We start from the raw sequence: 24,825 nt of genomic DNA on the forward strand, positions 1-24,825 counted from the left end.
TCACCGTCGCCTCCAACGACCTCGCCCAGCGCACCGAGCAGCAGGCGGCGAGCCTGGAAGAGACCGTCGCCGCGCTCGGCGAGGTGACCGGCGGCGTCAACCGCACGGCCGAGGGCGCCGGGAACGCCCAGAAGGTCGCGACCTCGGCGCGCCAGAAGGCCGAGAAGGGCGGCGCGATCGTCCAGAAGGCGGTCGAGGCGATGGGCCAGATCGAGGCCTCGTCCAACCAGATCTCGCAGATCATCGGCGTGATCGACGAAATCGCCTTCCAGACCAACCTCCTGGCGCTGAATGCCGGGGTCGAGGCGGCGCGGGCCGGCGAAGCGGGCAAGGGCTTTGCCGTCGTCGCCCAGGAGGTCCGAGGGCTCGCCCAGCGCTCGGCCGAGGCCGCCAAGGAGATCAAGGGCCTGATCCAGGCCTCCAGCGAGCAGGTCGGCCAGGGCGTCGACCTCGTCACCGCCTCCGGCAAGTCGCTCGATGAGATCGTCGCAGAAGTCTCCTCGATGACCGAGGTGATCGCCACCATTGCGACCTCCGCTCGTGAGCAGGCGACGAGCCTGCGCGAGGTTTCGACTGCCGCCGACCAGATGGACAAGGTGACGCAGCAGAATGCGGCCATGGTGGAGGAATCCACCGCCGCGGCGCAGACGCTGGCCGCCGAGACCGAGGATCTCGCCCAGGCGATGGGCCGGTTCAGGACGTCGGGCCGCCCCGCCGGAGCCAGCCAGCAGCCGGCGCCGCGCCCGGCGCAAAAGCCCGCCTCCAAGCCGGTGGCGCAGCTGCGCGCGACCGGCCCCGGCGGCGCCGCCCGGAAGCCCGCCCCCGCCGCCAGCGAGGACACTTGGGAAGAGTTCTGAGCCGCTTGAGACCGCCGGCTTACAGGCCAGCGGTCCAAGTCCAGGATTGAGAGAAGCGGGGCCGGCCGGCAGGCGGGCCCCGCTTTCGTTTGGGCTGCACCCGACGGCCGGACCGCCCCGTTTCATATCAGCGGCCCGAAATGCTGGCACATCGTGCCGCTGAACACGTTAAAGCGTCGCGCGGATCTGATTTACCGAAGGCGCCGGTCAAGACCGGGGCCGCCGGCATCAGAGCCGGCCGTCGGTCTGCGATGCCGGATAGAGGCTCTTGACGTCGTAGACCACCGCGCCCGGCCGCCCGAGTGCGCGGATCGCCGTGATCCCGGCCTCGGCGAACTGGCGGTGTGGGACGGCGATGACGATGGCGTCGTAGCGCCCGGCCGACGGGCATTCGGCAAAGGCGACGCAGCCGGTCGCGCGCTGGACCTCCTCGGGCGCAACGAACGGATCCCAGACCTCGACCTCGGCGTTGAGATCCTTCAGCCCGATGGCGATGTCCAGTGCGCGCGAATTGCGCAGGTCCGGCGTGTTCTCCTTGTAGGCCGCGCCCATCACCAGGACGCGGCTGCCGACGACGGGAAACTTGCGGCCCATCATCAGCCGCGCGACCCGGTCGACGACATAGGGCCCCATGGAATCGTTGATCCGCCGGCCCGCGAGGATCACCTCGGGATTGTGGCCGATCTCCTGCGCCCGGTGGGTGAGGTAATAGGGATCGACGCCGATGCAGTGGCCGCCGACGAGGCCCGGCCGGAACGGCAGGAAGTTCCACTTCGTCCCCGCCGCCTCGAGCACCGCCCCGGTGTCGATGCCGAGCTTTCCGAAGATCACCGCGAGCTCGTTCATCAGCGCGATGTTGAGGTCGCGCTGGGTGTTCTCGATGACCTTGGCCGCCTCGGCGATCTCGATCGAGGCGGCCTTGTGCGTTCCCGCGAGCGCGACCTCCCGGTAGAGCGCGTCGACCCTCTCCGCCGCTTCGGGCGTGGAGCCGGACGTCACCTTGACGATGGTGTCGAGACGGTGCGTCCGATCGCCCGGATTCATGCGCTCGGGGCTGTAGCCGACGGAGAAGTCGCGGTCGAAAACGAGGCCCGAGGTGGCCTCGAGGATCGGCACGCAGACCTCGCGGGTGCAGCCGGGATAGACGGTGGATTCGTATATCACCAGCGCGCCCGGGCGCATGGCGCGGCCGACCTCCTCGCTCGCGGCCTTCAGCGCGACGAGATCCGGGCGCTTGGCCCGGTCGATCGGCGTCGGCACGGTGACGATGAAGATCCCGCAGCGCTCCAGCATCGCGACATCGTCGGTGAGCGTCAGATGCCGCGCGGCGGTGAGACCAGCGGAATCGACCTCCAGCGTCGCGTCGTGCCCGGCTTTCAGTTCGGCGATCCGCCCGGCCTTGATGTCGTAGCCGACCGTCGCGCGATGTCGGCCGAAGGCGACGGCGAGCGGCAGGCCGACATAGCCGAGGCCGATGACGGCAAGAACGGGCTGGTTCTCCGTCATTGCGAGGCCACCTTCCGGACAAGCGGACCACCGGCCCGCGCTTCCGCCTCCCCGCCCGGGCGGCGTTCGCCGGCAAGCGCTGCCGCGACGAGGCTCTCGACCTGTGGCCAGCGGACGCAAGGATGGCCGGCGAGGACTTCGAGGAGATGTTCCAGCGCATACCAGGCGCCGGCATCGTGCTGGAGATGATGGGTGAGAAGGCCGAGCGGCTCGTGCGACCGGCCGGTGTCCGAGGACCACAGTTCGAGCGCATCGGCGGCCAGCCGGTCGAGTTCGTCGAGGCCGAGGCCGCGCATCGCCCGCCAGTCCATGATGTCGAGATGGGCGTTGAGCTCGGCCGGACCGCCGCAGCGCGCCGGACCGTAGACCGACAGGACGGAGAGGCCGGGGCGGACGAGCTCGGCCAGCGCGGCGGTGCCGATCCGGTTCCAGGGCGGCACGAAGACCGGCAGCAGACGCTCGCCGAAGAGGCCTTGGAGGCGGTCCCGTCCCTCGGCGATTTCCCCGGCCATTTCCGCGGCCGGCCGGTGATCCCCGAACTCGGCCCGCTTCTCGCCGGCCGGCGCATGGTTGGCATGACGCCAGCCATGGAGAAGGACCGCCACCTCCGGCCGGTCCGCGATCGCCTCGGCAAGGCTCGCCTCGGCCTTTTCCGGGATGACGGCGAGGGCGAGCGGCAGCCGCGCCTCGCCGGCCGTCGCCAGCAGCCGGCCGAGCGCGCGCGTCGACCAGCGGGCGTCGTCGTCGCGCCACCAGAGGGAAACCGTCCGGCCTTCACCTGAAAGCGCATCGAGCCGCGCGCGGGTCTTCGAAAAAATCGTCATGCGGCTTTATCCGCCCGCTCAGCGCCGCGCAGGAGCGCGGCGATACGGTCGATCCCGGGCTCGGGCGAAAAGCGCCGGCGCACGCGCGCCGCGCCGGCCGCGCCGAGCCGCCGCGCAAGATCCGGATCGTCCATCAGCCGCGCGATCGCGCTCGCAAGCGCCTTTGGGTCGCGCTCCTCGACGAGGAGGCCGGTCTGCCCGTCCTCGACGAGTTCCGGAATTGCCGAGACCCGTGTGGAGACGACCGGCAGCCGGTGCGCCTGCGCCTCCATGAGAACATTAGGTAGGCCGTCCCGGTCGCCGGTGCGCGCGATCCGCGACGGCAGGACGAAGAGGTCCGCCGCAGCCATCAGCGCGTAGACGTCGCCGCGTTCCCTTGTGCCGTGCCAGGTGATGCGGTCGGATATCCCGGCCTTTTCGGCCTGCAGGTGGAGCTGCCCGGTCAGCGGGCCGCCGCCGATATGGTCGAAGCGCCAGTCGCGGTCCTTCAGCCGGGCCAGCGCCCGGATGAGATCGGCAAAGCCCTTCTTCTCGACCGTGCGGCCGACCGAGACGATGCGGAACGGTCCGGTCTTGCCGGCTTCCCCGTCCCGCGCCTTCGCCGGCGGGCGCACTTCGGAAAGGTCGAGGCCGTGATAGACGAGCTCGACGGCGTCCGGCCGCGGGCTGAGCGAGCGCAGATAGGTGAGGTTCCCCGCCGTGCAGGTCACGCCGAAGGCGGCCGAGCCAAGCTTTTCCGCCAGCTCCCAGGCAGGGCTCGTCCAGATGTCCTTGGCATGCGCCGAAAACGACCAGGACATCCCGCGGATGGCCGCGGCGTAGCGGGCGACCGAGGCCGGCGTGTGGAGATAATGGGTGTGGAGCCAGGTGACGTCGTCCGGCAGTTCCGCGGCGAGGACGCAGGCCTGGCCGAAGCGGCGACGCCGGTTCGCGGTGTTGTCGCGGGAAAGGTCCGCCTCGAAGATCCGGCGCGCCTCGCCATAGCCGGGCTGGCGCTCGGCGAAGGCCCGGCCGGCGGCGACGCGCCCCGGATCGTCCTTCAGATATTCCGGCAGGTAGAGGACGTCCGCGGTGATCCGCCGGTGGACGGGGTGCAGCTTGCCCTCCGCCGGCTGGCGCAGGGAAACGATCAGCTGCCGGATACCCCGGTCCTGAAGACCGGCGATCTCCTGCGCGATGAAGGTCTCGGAGAGGCGCGGATAGCCCTTGACGAGAATGGCGATACGTCCGGTCACGAAAAGCTTCGAAGTCCTATGGTGGCTGTCTTCCGCAGCTGCGGCGGATCGTCTCCTCCAGGACGCCCCCCGGCATGTAGGCCCGCCACCCCCTGCCCCGCAAGGGCCTTTCCCGGCCAGTCGGCCAGCCGCCGTCATCGTCCTGACGCTGCGTTTCTGCCAGAAGCCATTTGACAGGCCCGCCGGCGCCAAGCTTACTGACGCGCGCCGAAGACGAGGGAACAGGGAATGCTTCGACGGATGGGAGGATGGTTGGAACGTGCGCTGGCGGGCCGCGCCCTGCGCGCTGGCTTCCTGTGTCTCGCCGTCTCCTGCCTCTCGCCCTTTGCCCGGGCCGAGGCCGCGCAACCGCCCGCGCCGGAACCGGCCGGGCTCGCCGCCGCCGTCGAAAAGGGCGACCTGCCGCCGCTGAAGGAGCGCCTGCCGGAGGCGCCACGGGTCATGCCGGTCGACAGCGCCTGTCCGGCCGCTGAGTTGGGCGGCACGCTGAACATGCTCGGCGGCAGCGCCAAGGACACGCGCATGATGCCGGTCTACGGCTATGCGCGCCTCGTCGGCTATGACGAGACCTACGACATCGTCCCGGACATCGCCGAAAGCTACACGGTCGAGGAGGGACGGATCTTCACCTTCCATCTCAGGCCCGGCATGAAATGGTCGGACGGCGCGCCGTTCACCGCCGAGGATTTCCGCTATTTCTGGGAGGACATGGCGAAGAACCCGGCGATCGCCAAGTTCGGCGTCCCGGTCGAACTCCTCGTCGACGGCGAGGAGCCGGACGTCACCTTCCCCGATGCCTACACCGTGCGCTACGCCTGGTCGAAGCCCAATCCGAACTTCCTCGCCGCGCTTGCCGCCGCCAATCCCTTCGAGATCTTCCGGCCGGCGCACTACCTGAAGAAATATCACGAGCGCTACCAGAAGCCGGACAAGCTCGAGGCCATGGTGAAGAAGTCCGGGCAGCGGAACTGGGCGGCGCTGCACTTCAAGAAGGACCGGGCCCAGCGCAACGACAATCCGGACCTGCCGACGATCGAGCCCTGGATGCTGGTCAGCGAGATGCCGTCCGAGCGCCTGATCTTCAAGCGCAATCCATACTTCTTCCGGGTCGACCAGGAGGGCCGGCAGCTGCCCTATATCGACGAGGTCGCGCTGACGATCTCGAACTCGGCGCTGATCCCGGCCAAGGTCGCCAATGGCGAGGCCGATCTCCAGGCGGCCTATCTCGCCTTTCCGAACTATCCGTTCCTGAAGCGCGGCGAAAAGCGCTCGCATTACGAGGTCCGCCGCTGGGAATCGGGGCGCGGCTCGCATGTCGCCCTCTATCCGAACCTCAATGCCGCCGATCCGGTCTGGCGCGAGGTGATCCGGCAGGCCGATTTCCGCCGGGCGCTGTCGCTGGCGATCAATCGCGACGACATCAACAAGGCGATCTTCTACGGCCTCGCCCAGCCGGGCAACAACACGGTCCTGCCGGACTCCCCGCTGTTCGAGCCGGAGTTTAGGACGAAGTGGGCGCGCTACGATACCGCCGCGGCCAATCAGCTGCTCGACAAGCTCGGCTACAAGATGGGCCCGGACGGGCTGCGGCTCCTGCCGGACGGGCGCGAGATGCGCATCGTCGTCGAGACCGCCGGCGAGGGCCGCGAACAGAGCGATGTCCTGCAGCTCGTGCGCGACGACTGGCGGAAGATCGGCATCGATCTTCTCCTGCGCGAATCCCAGCGCGAGATCTTCCGAAACCGCATCAAGGCCGGCTCGACGCTGATCTCGGTCTGGACCGGCCTCGACAACGGCCTGCCGAACCAGGCGACCGATCCGAGCGAACTCGCCCCCGCGACCGCCGAACAGCTGCAATGGCCAGGCTTCGGCATGTGGGTGGAGACCGGCGGCACCGGCGGCGAAGCGCCGGACGCGGACGATCCGGACCTTGTCGCCGTCCGCCGGCTGATCGCGCTGAGGAAGGAGTGGCGCGAGACTCTCGATCCGGCAAAGCGCACCGCGATCTGGAAGGAGATGCTGGAAATCTCCGCCAACCAGGTCTTCACCATCGGCATCGTCTCCGGCGTCGACCAGATCGTCGTCGTCGCCGACAATCTCGAGAACGTCCCCGAGCGCGGCGTCTACAATTTCGATCCGGGCGGCTATTTCGGCATCTACCATCCGGACACGTTCTTCTTTGCGTGTCCCGGGGTAGACACGGCGGAGCAGCGCCCATGATCCGCTGGCTCGCTGGCCGCATCGTCACGATGATGCTGACGCTGCTGGTCATCAGCGCGCTGATCTTCATCATCATCCAGCTGCCGCCGGGCGACTACCTCACCAGCTACATCGCCGAGATCCAGGCGCAGGGCGAGAAGGTCACCGCCGACAAGATCGCCTTCCTGCGCGAGCAGTACGGCCTGGACAAGCCGCTGTGGCAGCAATACCTCCTCTGGGTGACCGGGCTTCTCCACGGCGATCTCGGCTATTCCTTCGAATACAACCAGCCGGTCGCCGACGTCGTCGGCGAGCGCATGCCGCTGACGCTGCTCCTCAACGCCGCGACGGTCGTCTTCGTCTATCTCGTCTCCTTCCCGATCGGCATATACTCGGCCACGCACCAGTATTCCTGGAGCGACCACGGCCTGTCCTTCCTCGGCTTCCTCGGGCTGGCGACGCCGAACTTCCTGCTCGCGCTGATCCTGCTCTATCTCGCGAATGTCTGGTTCGGCACCTCGATCGGCGGGCTGATGGGGCCCGAATACATCGATGCGCCCTGGACGCTCGCCAAGGTCGGCTCGGTGCTCTCGCATCTCTGGGTGCCGGTCCTCGTCATCGGGACGGCCGGAACGGCCGGCATGATCCGCCGCCTGAGGGCCAACCTCCTCGACGAACTCAACCGGCAATATGTCGTCACCGCCCGGGCCAAGGGCCTCTCCGAGCGCCGGCTCCTGTTCAAATATCCGCTGCGCATGGCGCTCAATCCGTTCATCGCCGATCTCGGCTCGATCCTGCCGCAGATCGTCTCCGGCTCGGTGATCATTTCCGCGGTGATGAGCCTGCCGACGACGGGGCCGATGCTGCTCTCCTCGCTGAGGAGCCAGGACATGTATCTTGCAGGATCGTTCCTGATGTTCCTCGCGGTCCTGACCGTGGTCGGCATGTTCGTGTCCGACCTTCTCCTCGCCGCGCTCGATCCGCGCATCCGCCTCGGGGTTCGCGCCGCCCGATGAGCCTGACAGAGCACTACGTCTCCACCGCGCCCTTCGATCCGGAAGCGACGATCGCCAGCGGCTCGGTGGTCTCCGAGAAATACGCCAAGGCCTCGCAGGCGAAGCTGATCTGGTGGCGCTTTCTGCGCCACCGCATCGCGGTCATGTCGCTCGCCTTCCTGGTCCTGAGCTATGCCTCGATCCTCTTCGTCGAGTTCCTGGCGCCCTACGAGCTGCAGTCCCGGCACACCGACTTCATCTTCGCCCCGCCGCAGCCGGTCCACCTCTTCCACGAAGGCCGCTTCGTCGGCCCCTTCGTCTATCCGCTGAACTACCAGCTCGATCTCGAGACGCTGCGCCGGGACTACACCGAGGATAGGAGCCGTCCGCTTCCGATCCGCTTCTTCTGCGCCGGCGACCGCTATTCGGTGTGGGGCCTGTTTTCGGACGACACCCATCTCGTCTGTCCGCCGCAGGAGGGCACGCTCTTCCTGCTCGGCACCGACCGGCTGGGCCGGGACATGCTGTCCCGCGTCCTCTACGGCGCGCGCATCTCGCTTACCGTCGGCCTTGTCGGCGTGACCTTGAGCTTCATCCTCGGCATCACCATCGGCGGGCTCGCCGGCTATTTCGGGGGGTGGGTGGATGCGAGCGTGCAGCGGGTCACGGAAATCCTGCGCTCGCTGCCGGAACTTCCGCTGTGGCTCGCCCTGTCGGCGGCGCTGCCGGTCACCTGGAGTCCGCTGCTGATCTATTTCGGCATCACGCTGATCCTCGCCCTGCTCGACTGGCCGGGCCTCGCCCGCGCGGTGCGCTCCAAGCTCTTCGCCCTGCGCGAGGAGGACTTCGTCGTCGCGGCCGAGATGCTGGGGGCGAGCCCCAGGCGGATCATCTTCCGGCACCTTTTGCCGAACTTCATGAGCCATCTGATCGCCTCGGCCTCGCTGTCGATCCCGACGATGATCCTCGCCGAGACCGCGCTGTCCTTCCTGGGGCTCGGCCTCAGGCCGCCGATCACCTCCTGGGGCGTGCTCCTGTCGGAGGCGCAGAACATCGAGGCGGTGGCGCTCTATCCCTGGCTGCTGCTGCCGATGCTGCCGGTGGTCCTGACGGTGCTCGCCTTCTCCTTCGTCGGCGACGGCCTCAGAGACGCGATCGACCCGCACCAGCATTGAGCCGCACCGAAGCGGCGCCTCGGGCGGGCGACAGACGGCCCGAGGCAGACGCCAGCGGCCTACTCCGCGGCGATGCGAAGCCGCGGCGCCTCCATGCCGATCGGCGTGAACAGTTCGACAGGGTGCTCGACACCGTTCAGCGCGTGGGTGCCGACGGACATCCAGCGATTGGGCATCAGCGCCGCCACCTCGCCGGTCGCCAGAACGTTCGGCTGCATCGTCTTGGTCAGCTTCTCGATCCGCTCCACCTCGGTCACGGTCGATCCGATGACGGTGAAGGCGAGCCGCTCCGGCACGCCGATATTGCCGAAGACGACGTCGCCGATGTTGAGCCCGATGCCGAAGTCGATCTGTTCCAGACCCTCCGCCCGGCGCCGCGCGTTCGCCGCATCGCGCATCCTGAAGGATTCGGCGACGCCCTCAATGGCGCCCTTTGCGAGCGCGCACATGTCGGTCTCCGCATTGATCGGGAAGATCACGAGTACCGCATCGCCGATGAAGGCGAGAACGTCGCCGCCGGCCTTGATCGCCGGGCGAGCGGCGCATTCGAAATAGACGTTGAGGAGCTTCAGGAACTCCTCGCTCGGCAGGCTTCCGGTGAGCCGCGTGGAATTGCGAAGGTCCGAATACCAGACGAGGGCGCGCGTCGTCGCGCCGTCGCCGAGCCGGATATTGCCTTCGAGGACGCTGCGCCCGGCCTGCGGGCCGAGATAGGTCTCGACGATGTTGCCGGTGATCTGGGTCTGGATGATCGACTTGCAGACCAGGGCGAAGGTCAGCTGGATCTCCTGCAGGACCGAAATGTCCTCGTCGGTGAACCCGGTCTGCCGGTCGGTCGCCCAGATGACAAAGATGCCGCTGATCCGGTCGTCGAGATAGACGCCGGGCCGCGAGAACTCGGTCTTGAAGGCGATGTAGTCGGTGTAGCCCTGCTCGGCGAGTTCCTCGAACAGGGCGAAGTCAAGAAGCTTGCCCTTGCCCGAGAGCCGGCGCCGCAGCACCGGCAGATCGGTCTCGAGCATGTAGCGCAGCGGGCTCTTCTGCCAGGCGTCGCTGTTTGTGTCCTGGTGATGGAAGTGCTCGAGCTCCGCGGCGCCCGTGTCGCGCTGCCACTTGACCATTTCGGCGCGGAACAGCGGATGCAGGGTCGGCCAGTTCAGCCGGGCCCGGGCGATCGGAATGCCGATTCCGGTCAGCCGCGAGCAGAGCTTCTCGAAGATCGTCTCGACGCTCGGCTTGCCGAGCGCGGCACGCAAGAGCCAGTTTTCGACCTGCTGCGCCAGTCCCGCCATGCTGTGCCCCTTTCAGATGGGCGCGCCGCCCTCCCCGACCGTCAGAGTGAGCCCCGTGCGCGCCACCATCGCTCCCGCGAACTCGGCCCTGGCGGTCGCCTCGAGGGCCGTCAGCCGTTCGTCGGTCTGCATAATGTCGTGGTGAAATAAGATCAGTCGGGGCACTTCGCCAGCGCGGCAGAGCCGAACGCCCTCCTGCCAGGTCGAGTGCCCGTAGCCGATATAGCGCGCGAAATCCTCGTCCGTATAGGTGGTGTCGTAGATCATCACGTCGGCGCCGGCGATCAGGTCGAGGATCGCCTCGTCGCGCTTGCCGGGCTCGTGCTCGGTGTCGGTGATGTAGCAGAGCGAGCGGCCGTCGAAGTCGATCCGGTAGCCGACGGCGCCATTGGGATGGTTCAGCCGCACCGTCCTCGCGGCAATGCCTCCGCCGAGATCGAGGACGTCGGGCGGGCGGAAGTCGCGATAGTCGATCCTCGCCGCGAACTGCTTCGGCTTCACCGGGAAATAGGGCGGGCACATGAAGCCCTCGACCATCTCCTGGCACGTCGCGTCGCCCTCAAGATGTCCGGCGAAGATCCGGGCCGAGACGTGGTCCTTGTAGAGCGGGATGACGAAGGGCAGGCCGATGATGTGGTCGAAATGGCAATGGGTGAGCAGGATGTCGATGTCGTGGATCCGCTCCTCGTAGAGCCTGCGCCCGCATCCGACGATGCCGGTGCCCGCGTCGAGGACGACCACCCGATCGCCGCAGCGCAGCTCCACGCAGCTGGTGTCGCTGCCGAAGCACACATTCGGCTCCGCGGGCGCAGGAATGCTGCCGCGCGCGCCCCAGATCGTCATCTCGAAGCGCTTCATCGTCCGCCGTCCCGTCCGGCCGAGGCGAGATTGCGCGCCCGCGCGAGTTCGTCATTGGTGCGCGACAGGCGGACCGCGAGGCCGCGCATCACCTCGGTGGCGATCTCCGGGAACTGGCGGACGAGTTCGAGGAACGCTTCCTTGCGGATGCGCAGGGCGGACAGGCCCGTCCGCGCCGTGACCGTCGCGGTGCGCGGGACGTCGCAGAGGATCGCGACCTCGCCGACGATGTCGCCGACCTTGAGCGTCGCCAACTCGTAGTCACCGGCCTCGGTGGCGATCGACACCGCGGCCTCGCCCTCGACGATCACATAGGCCGCATCGCCCGGATCGCCCTGGCGGCAGAGCGTCTGTCCAGCGCGGTAGGCGACGGTGTCCGACGTATAGGCGATCAGTTTCAGCCGCGTCGGCTCGATGCCGGCAAACAGCGGAACCGATCTCAGAAGACTCATCTCGGATTTGAGCAGCGTCACATCATACCTCCGACCGCCCGGCCTGTCCTGCGCACCATCTGCGACCTCACGCCGGCTCTCCGACACGGCTGTCCGCTGCCTTGCGTTCGCCGATCATCCGACCCTCCCGGAATTCGATCGCCCTGTCGAACAGCTCGGCGTGCTCGGCATGGCTGAGGACCCAGACGATGGTCTGCCGCGGCGTATCCAGCGTCTCGCGCGCAGCAAACACTTTTTCGATGATCTGGCGCTGGCTGGATCCGTCCAGCGCCGACATCGGCCGATTGAGGACCAGGAGGTCCGCCCGTTTCAGGAGCGCCCGGGCGAGGCCGAGCTTCTGCTGCTGGCCGGCGGAGAGCCGCTTGGCGCCGCTGCCGATGTCGAAGCCGAGCCCGATCTCGAACACCACCTCCGACAGGCCCGTCTCCCTCAGGGTCTCGATCATGACCGTGTTGATGCGGGCGGCGGCCTCGGCAAAGCGGGTCGCGATCCGGCCGAAGAGAATGTTGTCCTGGACGCTCGCCGCCGGGTTAATGGCCCCCGGATCGTAGATCGCGATCGCGTCGCAGGCCTCGTTGCGGTTCCCGTCGAGGAAGCGCTGCCGGCCCCTGAGCACGGCTTCGCGGATTTCGTCGGTGAGGAGCCCCAGGCGATGGCGCGGCTCGACATAGCCGAAGGCGAGCTTGTGAAAGGCGCGGCGGTCCTTGGCGGAGACCTCGCCGTCGCCGCTCACCCGCCGCAGCGCGGCCCGGAAGAACTCGACCTCCTCCGGGCTCATCAGATCCATGTTCTCGAGCAGCGGATTGTCCGGCGACAGCTCGCCGAAGATGTCGATCAGCGTGCCCGCGATCTGCCGGCCCATCTCGAACAGCGTGTCGTCGAGCCCGGTTTCGCCCAGGGCCGCGACGATCTCCGGCCGCGCGGCGACGGGCGCTCCGTCGTCGAATTCCGGCCGCGCGATGCCGAAGACGAGGTTCTCGAAGAGCGTCGCGTAATGCGAATAGCGGGCCGGGTCGAAGCTCTCGAAATAATCCTCGTCGCCGCCCTCGTCGAGCCGGGCGCGGAAGCGGGCCCGCGCTTCGAGGATCCGGGTTTCGAGATCCCGGCTCATGCCCTCCGGCACCCGGTTGCGCAGCCCGAGCCGGGCGATGTCGATCCGCATGTCGCAGACTTCCAGGACCTGTGCGAGACGCGCGGACAGCTCTTCCGGCCCGGCGACGCCGGCCGCCTCGTAGTCGATCCAGTCGTCGCGGATGTCGAGGTCGAGATTGCCCGACAGGCGCGCCTCCTCCAGACGGACCCGCTCGTCCTCGCCGGTGCGCGTCTCGCGCCGCAGGGGGACGTGGCGCAGGCCGTAGACGAGCGCGTCGCGGATCGACATCTGGGCGAAGTAGAGACCGGAGGCGGCATAGGCGACCCGCCGGCCGACAAAGGCTTCGGGCAGTCCCTCCAGCGACTGGCCGTCGATGCTGATCCGCCCGCCGGCGGCCTCGGCCAGCCGGACCAGTGCGTCGGCGAAATACTCGCCGCCGCCGCCGACCGAGCCGGTGAGCGCCACCGTCTCGCCCGGGGCGAGCCGAAGGCTCGTCGATTGGAGAAGTTCGTTGCCGGCTTCGTCGGTGATCTTCAGTCCGCTCACCGCCACCTCGCGGGAGATATGTGCCGGCCTGTCGAAGACGACCCTCTGGATCTGCGGATCGACCAGGTCCGGCATGGTGAACTGCTCGCGGATCTGGGCGTATTTCGACTGGACGTCGACCCGGTACTGGTCCCAGGCGATCAGCTCCTTCAGCGGCGACGGCAGGTCCTTATAGGCGGCGATGACGGCGACGAGCTGGCCGATGTCGAGCCGGCCGGAAATCACCAGATAGCCGCCGCCGAGATAGAAGATGAACGGCGTCATCTGGGCGAGCAGGTTGTTGAGGAAGTTCACGAAGAACTTCCAGCGGAAGAAGTCGTAGCGGATCCAGAGGATCTTGCCGAGCCGGTCGCCGAGTTCGGCCCGTTCCCAGTTGGACGTGTCGTTGGTGCGGATCGAGGGAATGCTCTCTACGATCTCGCCGATCCGTCCCGACAGGAGCCGCGCGGTCAGCTGCCGGGTGCGGGCGAGCACCACCAGCCGCCGGCGCATGCGCGGGATCAGGAGCAGCTGCACGGTGACGATCGCGACGGCGAGCATGCCCAGCCAGAAGTTCTGCAGGACGATGAAGACCAGCGCCGTCGCCGCCTGGCTGAGGAGCAGAGCGGGGTCGGCGAAGGCCGAGCCGCCGAAGCCGCCGACCGGCTCGGTCTCGTCCTTGATCATCGACGCGATCTCGGGCCCGCGCACCTGCTTGAAGCGGCCGGTCGGGAAGCGCAGCACGCGGTCGACCAGTTGGTAGCGCAGCCGGCGCAAGAGCCGCTCGCCGAGCTGGCCCTTGTAGTTCGACAGGTAGAACTTGAAGAGGCCGTTGACGATGACGAAGAACAGGAAGGTGCAGCTGAGGCTGACCAGGACGCCGAGCCGGTCGAGTTCGATGCCGTCGGACAGCTGCCAGCTGCCGCCGCCGAGGAAGCCCGGCAGCGGGATCGAGACGGCGAAGACCGTCTCGGTCTGTCCCGGGCTCCAGTTTCCCTGGATCGGGCCGTTGACGATCCGCTTCGGCAGGTCGAGCGTCAGATAGTAGAGCGGCAGCGAAACCAGAAGCACCGCGAAGAGCCAGAGCTGCTGCGGGCGGGTATGGCGCCAGACATAGGCGAAGATGCTCTCGTCGAGCACGTCCTTGTCGGCCATGTCAGCCCGCGCTCCCCTGCCCGTCCGCGGCGTCCGCCGCGTGCGCGAGGAAGTCGAGACTGGCGGCGCGCACGAAATGGCGGGGGCGCACCTCGAGCAGCGGCGGCAGCGGCGCATCCGTGGAGACCGTGAACGGCGCCGGCCAGTTGCGCCGGCCGAACTTGCCGGCGGCCGGCAGATTGTCGAAGTCGAGCGGCCGGGCCGGATCGGCGTGGGGAACCGCCCGCATCAACAGCCGGGTATAGGGGTGGAGCGGCTTGCGGAAGAGTTCTTCGCGCGGCGCGACCTCGACGATCGCCCCGTCGCACATCACCACGATCCGGTCGGCGAAATGGTTCACCACCGCCAGATTGTGCGAGATGAACAGATAGGTCAGGCCGGCGAGCTTCTGCAGGTCCTTGAGGAGGTTGAGGATCTGCGCCTGGACCGAGACGTCGAGCGCGGCGACCGGCTCGTCGCAGATGAGGATTTCCGGCTCCAGCGCCAGCGCCCGGGCAATGCCGATGCGCTGGCGCTGACCGCCCGAGAACGAGTGCGGATAGCGCGAGGCATAGGAAGGCTCCAGCCCCACCGCCTTCAGGAGCCGTTCGATTTTGGCCCCGGTGTCGCGGGGATCGCAGAGGCCGTGGACGTCGAAGGGCTCGGCGAGGATCGCGCCGACCGTCATGCGCGGATCCAGCGAGGAGAACGGATCCTGGAAGACGTACTGCATGCGCTTGCGTATGGCGAAGAGCGTCTGGCGGTCCGCCGCGACGAGATCGACCGGGCCGCCCGGCCCGTCGATCACGATCTCTCCCGAATCGACCGCGACCGCCCGCATGATGGCGCGGGCGAGCGTCGTCTTGCCGGATCCCGATTCGCCGACGAGCCCGACGCTCTCGCCCCGCCGGATCGTCAGCGAGACGTCTCTGAGGGCGTGGATCTTCAGGAGCGGCGAGCGGCCGAAGATCCGCCGGTCGCCGCGCAGGGAGAAGCTCTTGTTGAGGTTCGAGACCGAAAGCAGCGTCTCGCCCGGCGTCCCCGAGGACTTGCGCCCCATCAGCGCGTCGGGGTCGACCTTGATCTCGCGGATCGGGGTCAACCGGCGCTGCTCTCCGAGCTCGAAATCGGGCACCGCCTTCATCAGCGAGATCAGATAGGGGTGGCGCGGCCGGTTGAAGATCGCCTCGGTCGGGCCGGATTCGACGACCTTGCCGTGATGCATCACCACGACATCCTCGGCGAGATTGGCGACGACGCCGAGATCGTGGGTGATCAGGAGCACCGCCATCTTCAGCTCACGCTGAAGGTCGCGCAGGAGCTTCAGCACCTGGGCCTGGAGGGTCACGTCCAGCGCAGTGGTCGGCTCGTCGGCGATCAGGAGCGAGGGCCGGCAGATCAGCGCCATGGCGATCATCGCGCGCTGACGGAGGCCCCCCGAGAGCTCGAAGGGATACATCTTCACCGCCCGGTCGGGCTCGGGGAACTGCACCAGCCGCAGCGTCTCCTTGACCCGTTCGGCGATCTCGGCCCGGCCGACCCGCTCGTGGATCGCGATCCCCTCGCCGATCTGGTCGCCGAGCGTATGCAGCGGCGAGAAGGCGGTCATCGGCTCCTGGAAGACCATGGCGATCGAGCGGCCGCGAATCGCGCGGAACTGCGGCGAGACGCGCGGCAGCGTCGCGAGGTCGACCTCGCCCATCGTATCGTCGCGAAACAGGATGCTGCCGGAGGTGATCACGCCGCTCTTCGGCAACAGGCCGAGGATGGCCTGCGAGGTCACCGACTTGCCGGAACCGGATTCACCGACGACGGCGACCGTGCGGCCGGGCGGGACTGCCAGCGAGAGCCCGTTCACCGCCTTGACGGTGCCGGCCATCGAGCGGAATTCGACCGAGAGATTGTCGATGGCCAGGAGGGCTGGCCGGTGGGCCGCAGCCGGCATGGGGACGACATCCCGAAACTCCAGAACCGGCGCCTCGCTAGCCACTGCTCCCCCTGTCCTTTCCTTGACTTGCCACTTGAATGGGACGCTAGCAGCAGATCCGTAACAAAGCGACGACTAAAGCTTAACCAGCCTTAACCCTAGCCACCCGCCTCGCCGCGGATCATCGCCTCGATCATCGCCGCCGTATGTTCGGCCCCGTCCAGATCGATCCGGCGCCGCTCGCCGCTCTCGCGTTCGAGCGTCTTGGCGATCGCGCCGGAAAGCGTCTGCGGCCCGAGATCTCCCGCTGCAAGAATGGTGAGGAGCCCCAATTCCTCGAGCCGCCGGGCCCGGAACAGCTGTTCGGTCTCCTCGGCCGCGTCATAGGGGATGACGATCGCCGGCGCCTCGGCGCGCAGGAGGTTCATCACCGTGTTGTAGCCGGCCTGCGAGATCGACAAGGCGCAGCCGTCGAGCCGTTCCTGGAAGTCGGCGGCGAAGCGTTCGACGACGATGCCTGCGCCGGCCTGCTGCTTCAGCGCCCGGAAGTCCGCTTCCGGAAAGCGCGGACCGGTGAAGATCCGCCAGGTCCGGTCCTTGAGCGCCGTCAGCGGCCGCGCCGCGATCGCCGCCTCGAACAGGGCGCCGGCCGCCGCGCCGCCGCCGGCCGAGACGATGACGTCGCCGGTCTTCGCGCCCGAGCGCCCGCCCGCCGGCTCGGTGACATAGCCGGTATAGCCGATCAGCTCCGCGATCTCGCCGGCATGCGGATAGGTCTCGCCGAAGGTGAAGAGCGTCGGATCGGAATGGACCAGCACCCGGTCGAGCGTCCGGCGGGCGATGTCGAGGCCCTTGCGGGCGCGCTCCGGATGCTTGGTCGCGACCAGGATGTCGCGCACCGAGGTCGCGCATTTCACCCGCGGCTTGTCCTCGGCGGCGAGCGAAAGAAGCGGTTCCAGCTCGAAGCCGAACCGCCAGCGCCCGAAGGGATACATTTCCAGGAGCACGACGTCCGGCCGCGTCCGCCGGTAGAGGTCGAGCAGCGCGTCGCGCCGCATCGCCCGCCAGGCCTCGGTCACCGGCTCGCCGGCCTCGTCATAGAGCACCTTGAAGTCGGCGTCCCGGATCGAGACCTGCGGCAGCTGCACGACGTTCGCCCGCGCAAACGGGATCTCCGCGACGGGATGGCCGCCGAGCGCGACGGTCACCTCGATGCCGCGATCCGCCAGCGCATTGGTGATCAGCTCGCCGCGCCTCAGATGGCCGACGCCGAGAAGATGCTGGACGTGGAACAGGACGCGCATCAGACTGCCTTTCGAAACTTGGCTTCCCGCTGGCCTTCTACGGCAGCGGTCAGCGCCCGGTCGAGGGCCGCGGCGGCGACCGGCAGATCGTGGCGCTCGCGCACATGAAGCTGGGCCGCGGCCCCCATCGTCCACCGGAGCGGCGCATCGTCGATGAGCCGGCTTATCATCTCGGCGAACGCCACCGCGTCGCCCTCCGGGGCCAAGAGGCCGGTGACGCCGCCCGAGACGACATTGGCGACGCCGCCGCTCAGGCCCGCCACGACCGGCAGCCCTGCCGCCTGCGCTTCCAGGAAGGCCATGCCGAAGGCCTCCTTCACCGCCGGCCAGACATAGAGATCCACGGCCGCACAGAGTTCCGGCAGGTCCGTCTCAGGCACCGCCCCGAGATAGTGGACGTGCGGGTTCTCCTGCCCGAAGGCTGCCCGGACCTCGGCCTCGGCCGGCCCCGCGCCGGCGACAACAAGCCGGAAGGGCGACTCGACCCTCTTCAGCGCCGCGGCGAGGATCCTGTAGGACTTCAGCTTTTGGTCCGCCCGCATCATGCCGACGGCGAGGAGCAGCGGCGTCCCGTCGTCGGCGATGCCGAGGCGGGACAGAAGCCGCGCCCGCGCGTTCTCGCGTTCGCCCGCCGCCGCGACGAAGGGCCGGGCGTCGAGAAACGGCGGCAGATCGAGATACGGGGTCCCCGGCCGCAGCGCCGGCAGGACGCAAGGCCGGTCGGCTGGATTGAGACCCAGGACGAGATCGGCGCGGGAAAGTGCATCGAGGCTCGCATGATAGCCGCGATCCCAGGGGCCGCCGCGTTGCTTGCCGGCGAGCGAGGCCTCGGCGACGACATAGGGAATGCCCCAGGCTTCACTCAGCCGCGGGCCGAGCCAGTCCGGTGCCTTGTGATAGAAATGATAGGTCAGCCAGAGATCATACGGCGGCCTGCCGCCGCTCCTGCGCTCCATGCGATCCGCCAGGCGTTCGCCGAGCCGGCGGAGCCGCGCCTGGCGCTCCGGGTCTCCCGCATCCCAGCTGCGCAGGCGCGAGACGACCGCCACCTCGTGCCCGGCGAGGCGCAGCGCCGCGATCAGCCCGCGCGCGACGGTGCGGTCGCCGGACGGCCTTGGATCGTCCGGCGCCTTCATCGGCGCATAGAAGGCGATTCTCATCCGTGGCCGGCACCGGAGGCGGGCCGCGCGCGCTGGCCGACCCAGCGGCGGTCGACGGAGCGAGCGGTTCGTCCGTGCCGCCCGGCGGCGATGGTCTCGTCGGTCAGCCGGCAGATCACTTCGAGGCCGCCGAGGATTCCCTCGACCGCGGCCGAGCGCGGCCGGGCCTGCGTCCGCAGGGCACCAATCGCCGCGGCCATGACCGCGGCATCGGCGGATGTGTCCGGGTCCAGCATGCGCGTCAGGCCGAGCACTTCGGCCTGGCGGGCGCGGATCTCCTGCTCGAGCCGCGGCTGCTGGCGCGGCACGATCACCGCCGGCTTGTCGAAGGAGAGGATCTCGCAGAATGTGTTGTAGCCGCCCATGGCGACGACGCCGACGGAATGCTCGAACATCGGTTCGATCGAGGCGGCGAAGGTGATCGCGTCGACATCGGGAAGCCGGGCGACGCGCCGCTGGAAATCCGCCTGGTTGCCGGAGTCCATGAACGGCCCCATGACGATCTTGGCACGCACGCCGATCTCGGCGCCGCTCTCATAGGCGCGCAGCACCCAGTCGACGAGCATGGCGCCGTCGCCGCCGCCGCCGGTGGTCACGAGGACGAACGGCCGCGGTTCCTCGAACTCGCTCTCGTCGGCCGGCAAGGCGCCCGAGGGATCGTCCGCGCGCTGGAGGTAGCCGGTGAAGACCGCCTTGTCGCGCACCGCCTGGCTGACGCCGACGCCCTCCAGCGGGTCGCAGATCTCGGGCAGGCCGTAGACCCAGATGTCGTCGTAGAGATGCTCGATCGCCGGGAAAGCTTCCTTTCGGCGCCATTCCTCGGCGAGGCGCGACGGCTCGTCCATGATGTCGCGCAGGCCGAGCACCAGCCGCGTGCCGGTCGTCTTCAGATAATGCAGGCTGGCCTCGACCTCGCCGCGCATGCCGAGCGGCTCCTTGTCGACCAGGAAGACGTCTGGATCGAAGATCTCGGCGGTCTTCTTGATGATCGCCGAGCGGATCTCGGTCAGGTCCTCGATCGACAGGCCCGGATTGGACGGCGCATAGGAATCCGCCCCGAGCTTGACCACACCGGGCACCCGGATGAAGTCGACCTGCGGCGGGAACGAGAAGGAGCCCACCACCGGCGAGCCGGCGATGATCAGCACGGACGTCTCGGGTCGGTGCGCGACGAGAGCCTGGGCGATGACGCGGCAACGCCGCAAATGCCCCAGGCCGAACGTGTCGTGACTATAGATCAGCACGCGCGGAGGCCTGGCCTGCATGCTCACTCCTGGCGCACGGACCGTATCATTGCGTCGGCACACTGGCCTCTTTCCTTTCGCAGCGCAAGACGTGGGTCGGCGTCGAAACGAATGCAACGCCGGGTGATGCATTTGGGCGATGGTCCCGGGCAGGGAAGCGCCGGCGGCCGGCGACGGAGCGTTCGTCTCGCCGCTTCCGGCCCCGGTCCGGCCCGTCTCGGGCAGAGCCAACGCCGTCACGGCAGTTTCTGGTCGAGGAGGATGACTTCCGAGAACAGATGGTCGACGTCCCCGGCCTGCACCCCTGCCGCCGGCCGGTACCAGCGCGCGAGCGGGATCGTCTCGACCTCGCCGGGATCGTCGCCAGCCCTGATCCAGCGACTGTCGACGGCCAGGACCCCGCTTTCGCGGGAGACGATCGTATCGGCGATCTCGGCCGCATGAGCCGACAGGAAGCCGGGATCCGAACAGTGGAGGATCTCGTGATAGGCCACCGCTTCGCCCTTCAACTTGCGCTGCCAGACGAGCCAGACGCCGTTGTCGCCGATGATCGCCTGGTGGATGTCGAAGCCGCGGTGGAGGTCGAAGGTCCGCCGGTCGGGCGGCGCGAGACGGTCTCGGATCGCGCCGGGCTCCGTGATCGAGGCGAACGGACGGCGCATCTCGCGCGGCCGGTAAAGGCTCCGCGACTGGTCGAGGATCGAGAAGCCGAGAGCCCGGATCTTGCGCCCAGTGGCACGGCGCGCGGTCATCGTGTGATAGGTGACCTCAGGCCGCGCCATGCCGGACCGCAGCAGCACGTCGCCGGTACCGTCGCCGCGATAATCCGCGAGAAGATACCAGGAGGACAGGTCGCAGAAGCGCCGCGTCGCCCCGCCGACGTCACGGTCGCTGTAGATCGTCGCCATGAAGCCGACCACCTGCCCGCGATCCTCGACCAGCCAGCCGCGTTCCATGTCGGCGGGTCGCCAGGGATAGTCGAGGATCAGGCGCCAGCGCTCCGGCGCGATCCTGCGGTTCATCCGTTCATGGAGCAGCGCAGCGACGGTGTCGATATCGCCGTCGCCGGCCGGCCTGACGACGGCACTCATCGCGCGACCACCCCATCCCCGGCGCCGGCGGGCGAACGGAAGAGATCCCCCGCGCTCAGGAAGCGCACGGCCGGATGGCCTGCGAGGCGTGAAAGGATCGCCTCCAAGAACGCCCAGGTCTCGGCGTCGTGGTCCAGATGATGGGTGAGGATGCCGAAGGGCTCGGCGGGACCCGCCCCGGCGAGCCGGCGCGCCTCAAGGCGCTCGGCGGCAAGCCGGATCAGCTTGGCCGCGCCGGCAAAGCGCGCACCGCCCTTCCATGTCAGGAGATCGAGATGGGCGTTGACCTCGCGCAGACCCGTCGGCCGGCGATGTGGGTCCGAGGGCCCGAAGACCGAGAGGCCGCGATAGCCGGCCGCCGGAAGGGCGTCGGCCACCGCGGGCTCGATGCGGTTCCAGGGCGGCACCATGACCGGCAGGAAGCTCGCGCCGAAGACCTCGGCAAGGCGCGCGCGGCCGGCAGCAAGCTCAGCCATGACAGCATCCACCGTCCGGTCGCCGCCGCACTCGACCGCCCGGCCGCCCGGCGCAGCGTGGTTCCTGTGGGCAAACCCATGCTGGAGGACGGCGACGAGCGGATCGGCCAGCACGTCGGCCAGACGCTCGTCGAGAGCGGCAGGCACGGCCGCCACCGCCAGCGGAACGCCGTGACGCGCCGCGGCGGCGAGGAGGCGGTCGAGCTGCCCGCCCGGGCGGTCGGCGTCGTCGTCGCGCCACCAGACTTCGACCTGCCGGCCGGCGGCGGCCCAGAGACCCAGTTCCCGTTCGAGTTCGTCGGCTTCGATCATCGGGCCGGGATAGTCCGCATCGGCCGCAACGGCAATGGCGGCGCGGATGCTCGGCCCTGAAACGGAGACGAAACTCTTTTCCTTCGCCGCGAAGTCATAACGAAACCGAGGCGCCCTAAGCCGGTCCCATCGAAACCCGCCTCCCCCTGCAAGAGGGTCTGGCGGACCTTTGACTGGATGAATACCATGTGTGCCGCATCCCCCAACATTCCGGCCAGCCGTCTGGCGCTGGTGTCCACCCTCGCCGCGCGCCTTCGCGGCAAGAGCCTCGGTCGCCGTCGCGCGCCCCACTCGACCGCCCGTCTCAGCGACTACATGCTGGCCGATCTCGGCCTGACGCCGGTCGGCCCGGTCCGCGACAGTCGCCGCTACCTCGCCGAAGACAGTCTCGGCATCGCCTTCGACTAGCCGGAACCGCACGGCCGCCGGGCCGACCGGCGACATCGCGTCAGTCTCGGAGTAGATCCGCAGACGCCGCGGCGGAAACCGGCGGCTGACGACTGGCGAGCCGCCGCGATCCGTGTATGGATATTTTCGGTTGTTTGCGGCGGCGTCGGGTCTGCCGACCATGACGGACCTCGTCACCATGTCGAGCGAATATCTGGAATTTGCCGATCCGGTCGATTTGCCGAGCGACAAGACGGCGTCGCCGGGCTGGAAGCTGGCGATCATCGACGACGACGAGGCCGTGCACGAGGGCACGGCCTTCGCCCTCAGGCATTTCTCGCTGAACGGCCGCGGCATGGACCTCATCGGCGCGCGATCGGCGGAAGCCGGCCTGACGCTCTTGCGCGACAATCCCGATACGGCGGTGATCCTGCTCGACGTGGTGATGGAGACCGACGACGCGGGCCTGCGCCTCGCGCGGGCGATCCGGCAGGAACTCGGCAACGAGATCGTCCGCATCATCCTGCGCACCGGCCAGCCGGGTCAGGCGCCGGAGCACCGGATCGTCGTCGACTACGACATCAACGACTACAAGGCCAAGACCGAGCTGACTGCGGAGAAGCTGTTCACGACGCTGACCGCGGCGCTGCGCAGCTACGAGCAGCTGAAGCGCCTGGACGACACCCGCATCGGCCTCGAAATGATCGTCGCGGCTTCCGCGGCGCTGTTCGACGACCGTTCGCTGAAGACCCTCGCCCATGGCGTCCTCATCCAGCTGAACGCGCTGCTCGCGCTGGAAACCGCGGGCATCCTCGTCCTGCGCGAGGGCGGCGCCGACGCGCATGCCGTCCTTGCCAGCCTCGGTCGCTTCGCCGAGACCAGCCTGCCCCGCTTCGACTATGCCGCCGCCTTCCTCGAGGCTTCGGCCGCCGGGGGTCCGCTGCGCAAGGACGGGCTGATCTTCCTCTATGTCAGGACCGGCGGCGGCGCGGAAATCCTCGTCGCGCTCGAGACGGACGCCGTCCTGAGCGACACCCAGGTCTCGCTGGTCTCGGTCTTCTCGGCCAAGCTTGCGATCGCCTTCGACAATGCCCGGCTCTATGACGAACTGCGGCAGGCGAACGACGCGCTGGAGGCGCGGGTCGAGCAGCGCACCGCCGAGCTTCTTGCCGCCAACGAGCGGCTGGAAGCGCAGAGCGCGCTCCTGAAGCGGGTGAATGCCTTCAAGAACGAGATGCTGGGCACGATCGCCCACGATCTGAAGAACCCGCTGGCCGTCGTCCTTGGCCGCGCGGAGATGCTCGCGACCCTGTCCAAGGATCTCGTCGAGCCGACCCGGACCATGCTCGCCAACCAGATCGAGCATGTGCGCAACGCCGCCAACCGCATGACCCGGATCGTCGACGTCTCGATCGCCGATGCCTTGGCCGATGCGATGGACATCCATGTCAACCACCGGCGCGCCGACCTTGCAGAGCTCGCCCGCAGCGTCGCCGACCTCAACAGCCATCTCGCCGAAGCCAAGAGCCAAGCGCTGGAAATCCGCCTCGACCAGCGGCTGCCGGTCGTCTGCGATCCCGATCGGATGACGGAGGCGATCGACAATCTCGTCAGCAATGCGGTCAAATATGCGCCGATCGGCGGGCGCATCGCGATCGAGGCGGTCGAGGAGGCCGGAACCGCGCGCATCAGCGTGTCCGATTCCGGGCCCGGGCTGCGCGGCGACGATATCATGCGCCTGTTCGGGCGCTTCCAGCGGCTGTCGGCGCAGCCGACGGGCGGCGAGAGCTCGACCGGGCTCGGCCTGTCGATCGTGCGCCGGATCGTCGACCTCCACGAGGGCGACGTCGAGGTGGTGGAGAACGGCCCGCTCGGCGGCGCGTCCTTCACCATCACGCTGCCGCTTCGCCAGGGGATGACGCAGGCATGAGCGAACCGAGGATCTTCATCGTCGACGACGAAGCGGCGACGCGCGACATGGTCGGCGACTATCTCGCCCTCAACGGCTATTGCGTGCGGCTGCTCGACGGCGGCTCGGCGCTGAGGGCCGCCCTTGCCGAGGACAGACCGGACCTCATTGTGCTCGACCTCAACATGCCTGGCGAGGACGGCCTGTCGATCGTGCGCAGCCTGAAGGCGGAAAACGACCTGCCGGTGATCATGCTGACCGCGACGGCGAGCCTGGTCGACCGCGTGGTCGGGCTGGAGCTCGGCGCGGACGACTATGTCGCCAAGCCCTGCGAGCTGCGCGAACTGCTTGCCCGGATCCGCTCGGTCCTCAGGCGCAGCGCCGCCGCGCGCGCCGCCGCGGCGGAAGGAACGACCCCGCCGCCGCGGCGGGAAATCCGCTTCGGAACCAAATGGCTCGATCTCGATGCGCAGCTCCTGCGCGACGACAGCGGCGAGGAGATCGGGCTCGTCCAGAGCGAATTCAGCCTGCTGAAGGCCTTCGCCGAGAATCCGCGCCGGGTTCTCACCCGCGAGCGGCTCCTCGATCTCGCCAGCGCCCGCGACAGCGATCCGTTCGACCGTGCGATCGACGTCAGGATCACCCGCATCCGCAAGAAGGTCGAGCCCGATCCCGCGCATCCGACGGTGATCCGCACCGTGCGCGGCGCCGGCTACCTGTTCTCGCCGGAAGGCTGAAAAGGCGGGAGGCGGCGAGCGACGAAATCGCCACGAAACATCCGCCTGCGAAAACCTCGTGAAACGAACGTCGCCGGCGGGGGCCGGCCGGGACGCGACATGACACGTGACGATCCAGCGCGGCGCGACGGGC

20 protein-coding genes are annotated in these 24,825 nt (G+C 68.5%); 7 read left to right on the plus strand and 13 right to left on the minus strand.

What is annotated here, in order from left to right; translation table 11 throughout:
- On the plus strand, window positions 1-857 hold an 857-nt coding region (locus LH400_RS04650; RefSeq protein WP_229151509.1), incomplete at its 5' end, for a methyl-accepting chemotaxis protein.
- A 228-nt stretch (window positions 858-1,085) separates the two neighbouring features.
- Here LH400_RS04650 and LH400_RS04655 read toward each other — a convergent pair.
- From LH400_RS04655 to LH400_RS04665, 3 genes are read right to left on the minus strand one after another with little or no spacing between them, the layout of a single operon-like run.
- A complete protein-coding gene (locus LH400_RS04655) occupies window positions 1,086-2,363 on the minus strand; it encodes a nucleotide sugar dehydrogenase (protein ID WP_229151510.1) in 1,278 nt (425 codons plus the stop codon).
- Window positions 2,360-3,187 (minus strand): polysaccharide deacetylase family protein, encoded by an 828-nt coding sequence (locus LH400_RS04660; protein ID WP_229151511.1) that lies wholly within the window; start codon window positions 3,185-3,187, stop codon window positions 2,360-2,362. The genes LH400_RS04655 and LH400_RS04660 overlap by 4 nt, the downstream gene beginning before the upstream one ends.
- On the minus strand, window positions 3,184-4,422 hold the full coding sequence (locus tag LH400_RS04665; RefSeq protein ID WP_229151512.1) for a glycosyltransferase family 4 protein: 1,239 nt from the start codon (window positions 4,420-4,422) through the stop codon (window positions 3,184-3,186). Before LH400_RS04665 ends, LH400_RS04660 begins: the two co-directional genes overlap by 4 nt.
- A 252-nt stretch (window positions 4,423-4,674) precedes the next feature.
- Here LH400_RS04665 and LH400_RS04670 point away from each other — a divergent pair, with 252 nt between their 5' ends.
- The 3 genes from LH400_RS04670 to LH400_RS04680 are packed head-to-tail and all read left to right on the plus strand — an operon-like array spanning window position 4,675 to window position 8,791.
- The gene (locus LH400_RS04670) at window positions 4,675-6,642 is read left to right on the plus strand and encodes an ABC transporter substrate-binding protein (protein ID WP_229151513.1); all 1,968 of its coding nucleotides are present in this window, start codon (window positions 4,675-4,677) and stop codon (window positions 6,640-6,642) included.
- Window positions 6,639-7,637, plus strand: a complete 999-nt coding sequence (locus LH400_RS04675; RefSeq protein ID WP_229151514.1) for an ABC transporter permease — start codon at window positions 6,639-6,641, stop codon at window positions 7,635-7,637. Before LH400_RS04670 ends, LH400_RS04675 begins: the two co-directional genes overlap by 4 nt.
- Window positions 7,634-8,791 (plus strand): ABC transporter permease, encoded by a 1,158-nt coding sequence (locus LH400_RS04680; RefSeq protein WP_229151515.1) that lies wholly within the window; start codon window positions 7,634-7,636, stop codon window positions 8,789-8,791. Before LH400_RS04675 ends, LH400_RS04680 begins: the two co-directional genes overlap by 4 nt.
- Window positions 8,792-8,850: 59 nt before the next feature.
- Here the strand turns inward: LH400_RS04680 and LH400_RS04685 are convergent, their stop codons facing one another.
- The 10 genes from LH400_RS04685 to LH400_RS04730 form a co-directional block, all read right to left on the minus strand.
- A complete protein-coding gene (locus LH400_RS04685) occupies window positions 8,851-10,083 on the minus strand; it encodes an adenylate/guanylate cyclase domain-containing protein (RefSeq protein ID WP_229151516.1) in 1,233 nt (410 codons plus the stop codon).
- 12 nt (window positions 10,084-10,095) lie between these two features.
- Window positions 10,096-10,941 (minus strand): MBL fold metallo-hydrolase, encoded by an 846-nt coding sequence (locus LH400_RS04690; RefSeq protein WP_229151517.1) that lies wholly within the window; start codon window positions 10,939-10,941, stop codon window positions 10,096-10,098.
- Entirely contained in the window at window positions 10,938-11,393 is a 456-nt protein-coding gene (locus LH400_RS04695) for a cyclic nucleotide-binding domain-containing protein (RefSeq protein ID WP_229151614.1), read from the minus strand. The genes LH400_RS04690 and LH400_RS04695 overlap by 4 nt, the downstream gene beginning before the upstream one ends.
- A 67-nt stretch (window positions 11,394-11,460) precedes the next feature.
- Entirely contained in the window at window positions 11,461-14,166 is a 2,706-nt protein-coding gene (locus LH400_RS04700) for an ABC transporter ATP-binding protein (RefSeq protein ID WP_229151518.1), read from the minus strand.
- Between the two features lies 1 nt (window position 14,167).
- A complete protein-coding gene (locus LH400_RS04705) occupies window positions 14,168-16,135 on the minus strand; it encodes an ABC transporter ATP-binding protein (protein WP_491014608.1) in 1,968 nt (655 codons plus the stop codon).
- A 95-nt stretch (window positions 16,136-16,230) separates the two neighbouring features.
- A complete protein-coding gene (locus LH400_RS04710) occupies window positions 16,231-17,376 on the minus strand; it encodes a glycosyltransferase family protein (RefSeq protein ID WP_229151519.1) in 1,146 nt (381 codons plus the stop codon).
- Window positions 17,376-18,536, minus strand: a complete 1,161-nt coding sequence (locus tag LH400_RS04715; RefSeq protein WP_229151520.1) for a glycosyltransferase family 4 protein — start codon at window positions 18,534-18,536, stop codon at window positions 17,376-17,378. The genes LH400_RS04710 and LH400_RS04715 overlap by 1 nt, the downstream gene beginning before the upstream one ends.
- Window positions 18,533-19,801 carry a glycosyltransferase family protein gene (locus LH400_RS04720; protein ID WP_229151521.1) on the minus strand — a complete coding sequence of 423 codons (1,269 nt, stop codon included), beginning with the start codon at window positions 19,799-19,801 and terminating at the stop codon, window positions 18,533-18,535. Before LH400_RS04720 ends, LH400_RS04715 begins: the two co-directional genes overlap by 4 nt.
- Window positions 19,802-20,016: 215 nt before the next feature.
- Entirely contained in the window at window positions 20,017-20,871 is an 855-nt protein-coding gene (locus tag LH400_RS04725; RefSeq protein ID WP_229151522.1) for a GNAT family N-acetyltransferase, read from the minus strand.
- On the minus strand, window positions 20,868-21,659 hold the full coding sequence (locus LH400_RS04730) for a polysaccharide deacetylase family protein (RefSeq protein WP_229151523.1): 792 nt from the start codon (window positions 21,657-21,659) through the stop codon (window positions 20,868-20,870). The genes LH400_RS04725 and LH400_RS04730 overlap by 4 nt, the downstream gene beginning before the upstream one ends.
- A 177-nt stretch (window positions 21,660-21,836) precedes the next feature.
- Between LH400_RS04730 and LH400_RS04735 the strand changes: the two genes are divergently transcribed.
- The 3 genes from LH400_RS04735 to LH400_RS04745 all read left to right on the plus strand — a co-directional run bounded on the left by LH400_RS04735 (window position 21,837) and on the right by LH400_RS04745 (window position 24,692).
- The gene (locus LH400_RS04735) at window positions 21,837-22,067 is read left to right on the plus strand and encodes a hypothetical protein (protein WP_229151524.1); all 231 of its coding nucleotides are present in this window, start codon (window positions 21,837-21,839) and stop codon (window positions 22,065-22,067) included.
- Between the two features lie 160 nt (window positions 22,068-22,227).
- Window positions 22,228-23,976, plus strand: a complete 1,749-nt coding sequence (locus tag LH400_RS04740) for a sensor histidine kinase (RefSeq protein ID WP_229151525.1) — start codon at window positions 22,228-22,230, stop codon at window positions 23,974-23,976.
- The gene (locus LH400_RS04745; protein ID WP_229151526.1) at window positions 23,973-24,692 is read left to right on the plus strand and encodes a response regulator; all 720 of its coding nucleotides are present in this window, start codon (window positions 23,973-23,975) and stop codon (window positions 24,690-24,692) included. Before LH400_RS04740 ends, LH400_RS04745 begins: the two co-directional genes overlap by 4 nt.
- The last annotated feature ends 133 nt before the right edge of the window (window positions 24,693-24,825 follow it).

Source organism: Jiella soli (genome assembly GCF_020615385.1).
Taxonomy (GTDB): domain Bacteria; phylum Pseudomonadota; class Alphaproteobacteria; order Rhizobiales; family Rhizobiaceae; genus VKMB-3413.

Bases quoted from the DNA above. Each gene is read 5' to 3' on its own strand.
- LH400_RS04735 (WP_229151524.1), top strand. From the start codon at position 21,837: ATGAATACCATGTGTGCCGCATCCCCCAACATTCCGGCCAGCCGTCTG.
- LH400_RS04730 (WP_229151523.1), bottom strand. From the start codon at position 21,659: ATGATCGAAGCCGACGAACTCGAACGGGAACTGGGTCTCTGGGCCGCC.
- LH400_RS04720 (WP_229151521.1), bottom strand. From the start codon at position 19,801: ATGCAGGCCAGGCCTCCGCGCGTGCTGATCTATAGTCACGACACGTTC.
- LH400_RS04675 (WP_229151514.1), top strand. From the start codon at position 6,639: ATGATCCGCTGGCTCGCTGGCCGCATCGTCACGATGATGCTGACGCTG.
- LH400_RS04655 (WP_229151510.1), bottom strand. From the start codon at position 2,363: ATGACGGAGAACCAGCCCGTTCTTGCCGTCATCGGCCTCGGCTATGTC.
- LH400_RS04695 (WP_229151614.1), bottom strand. From the start codon at position 11,393: ATGAGTCTTCTGAGATCGGTTCCGCTGTTTGCCGGCATCGAGCCGACG.
- LH400_RS04685 (WP_229151516.1), bottom strand. From the start codon at position 10,083: ATGGCGGGACTGGCGCAGCAGGTCGAAAACTGGCTCTTGCGTGCCGCG.
- LH400_RS04745 (WP_229151526.1), top strand. From the start codon at position 23,973: ATGAGCGAACCGAGGATCTTCATCGTCGACGACGAAGCGGCGACGCGC.
- LH400_RS04700 (WP_229151518.1), bottom strand. From the start codon at position 14,166: ATGGCCGACAAGGACGTGCTCGACGAGAGCATCTTCGCCTATGTCTGG.
- LH400_RS04725 (WP_229151522.1), bottom strand. From the start codon at position 20,871: ATGAGTGCCGTCGTCAGGCCGGCCGGCGACGGCGATATCGACACCGTC.
- LH400_RS04690 (WP_229151517.1), bottom strand. From the start codon at position 10,941: ATGAAGCGCTTCGAGATGACGATCTGGGGCGCGCGCGGCAGCATTCCT.
- LH400_RS04740 (WP_229151525.1), top strand. From the start codon at position 22,228: ATGACGGACCTCGTCACCATGTCGAGCGAATATCTGGAATTTGCCGAT.
- LH400_RS04715 (WP_229151520.1), bottom strand. From the start codon at position 18,536: ATGAGAATCGCCTTCTATGCGCCGATGAAGGCGCCGGACGATCCAAGG.
- LH400_RS04680 (WP_229151515.1), top strand. From the start codon at position 7,634: ATGAGCCTGACAGAGCACTACGTCTCCACCGCGCCCTTCGATCCGGAA.
- LH400_RS04660 (WP_229151511.1), bottom strand. From the start codon at position 3,187: ATGACGATTTTTTCGAAGACCCGCGCGCGGCTCGATGCGCTTTCAGGT.
- LH400_RS04710 (WP_229151519.1), bottom strand. From the start codon at position 17,376: ATGCGCGTCCTGTTCCACGTCCAGCATCTTCTCGGCGTCGGCCATCTG.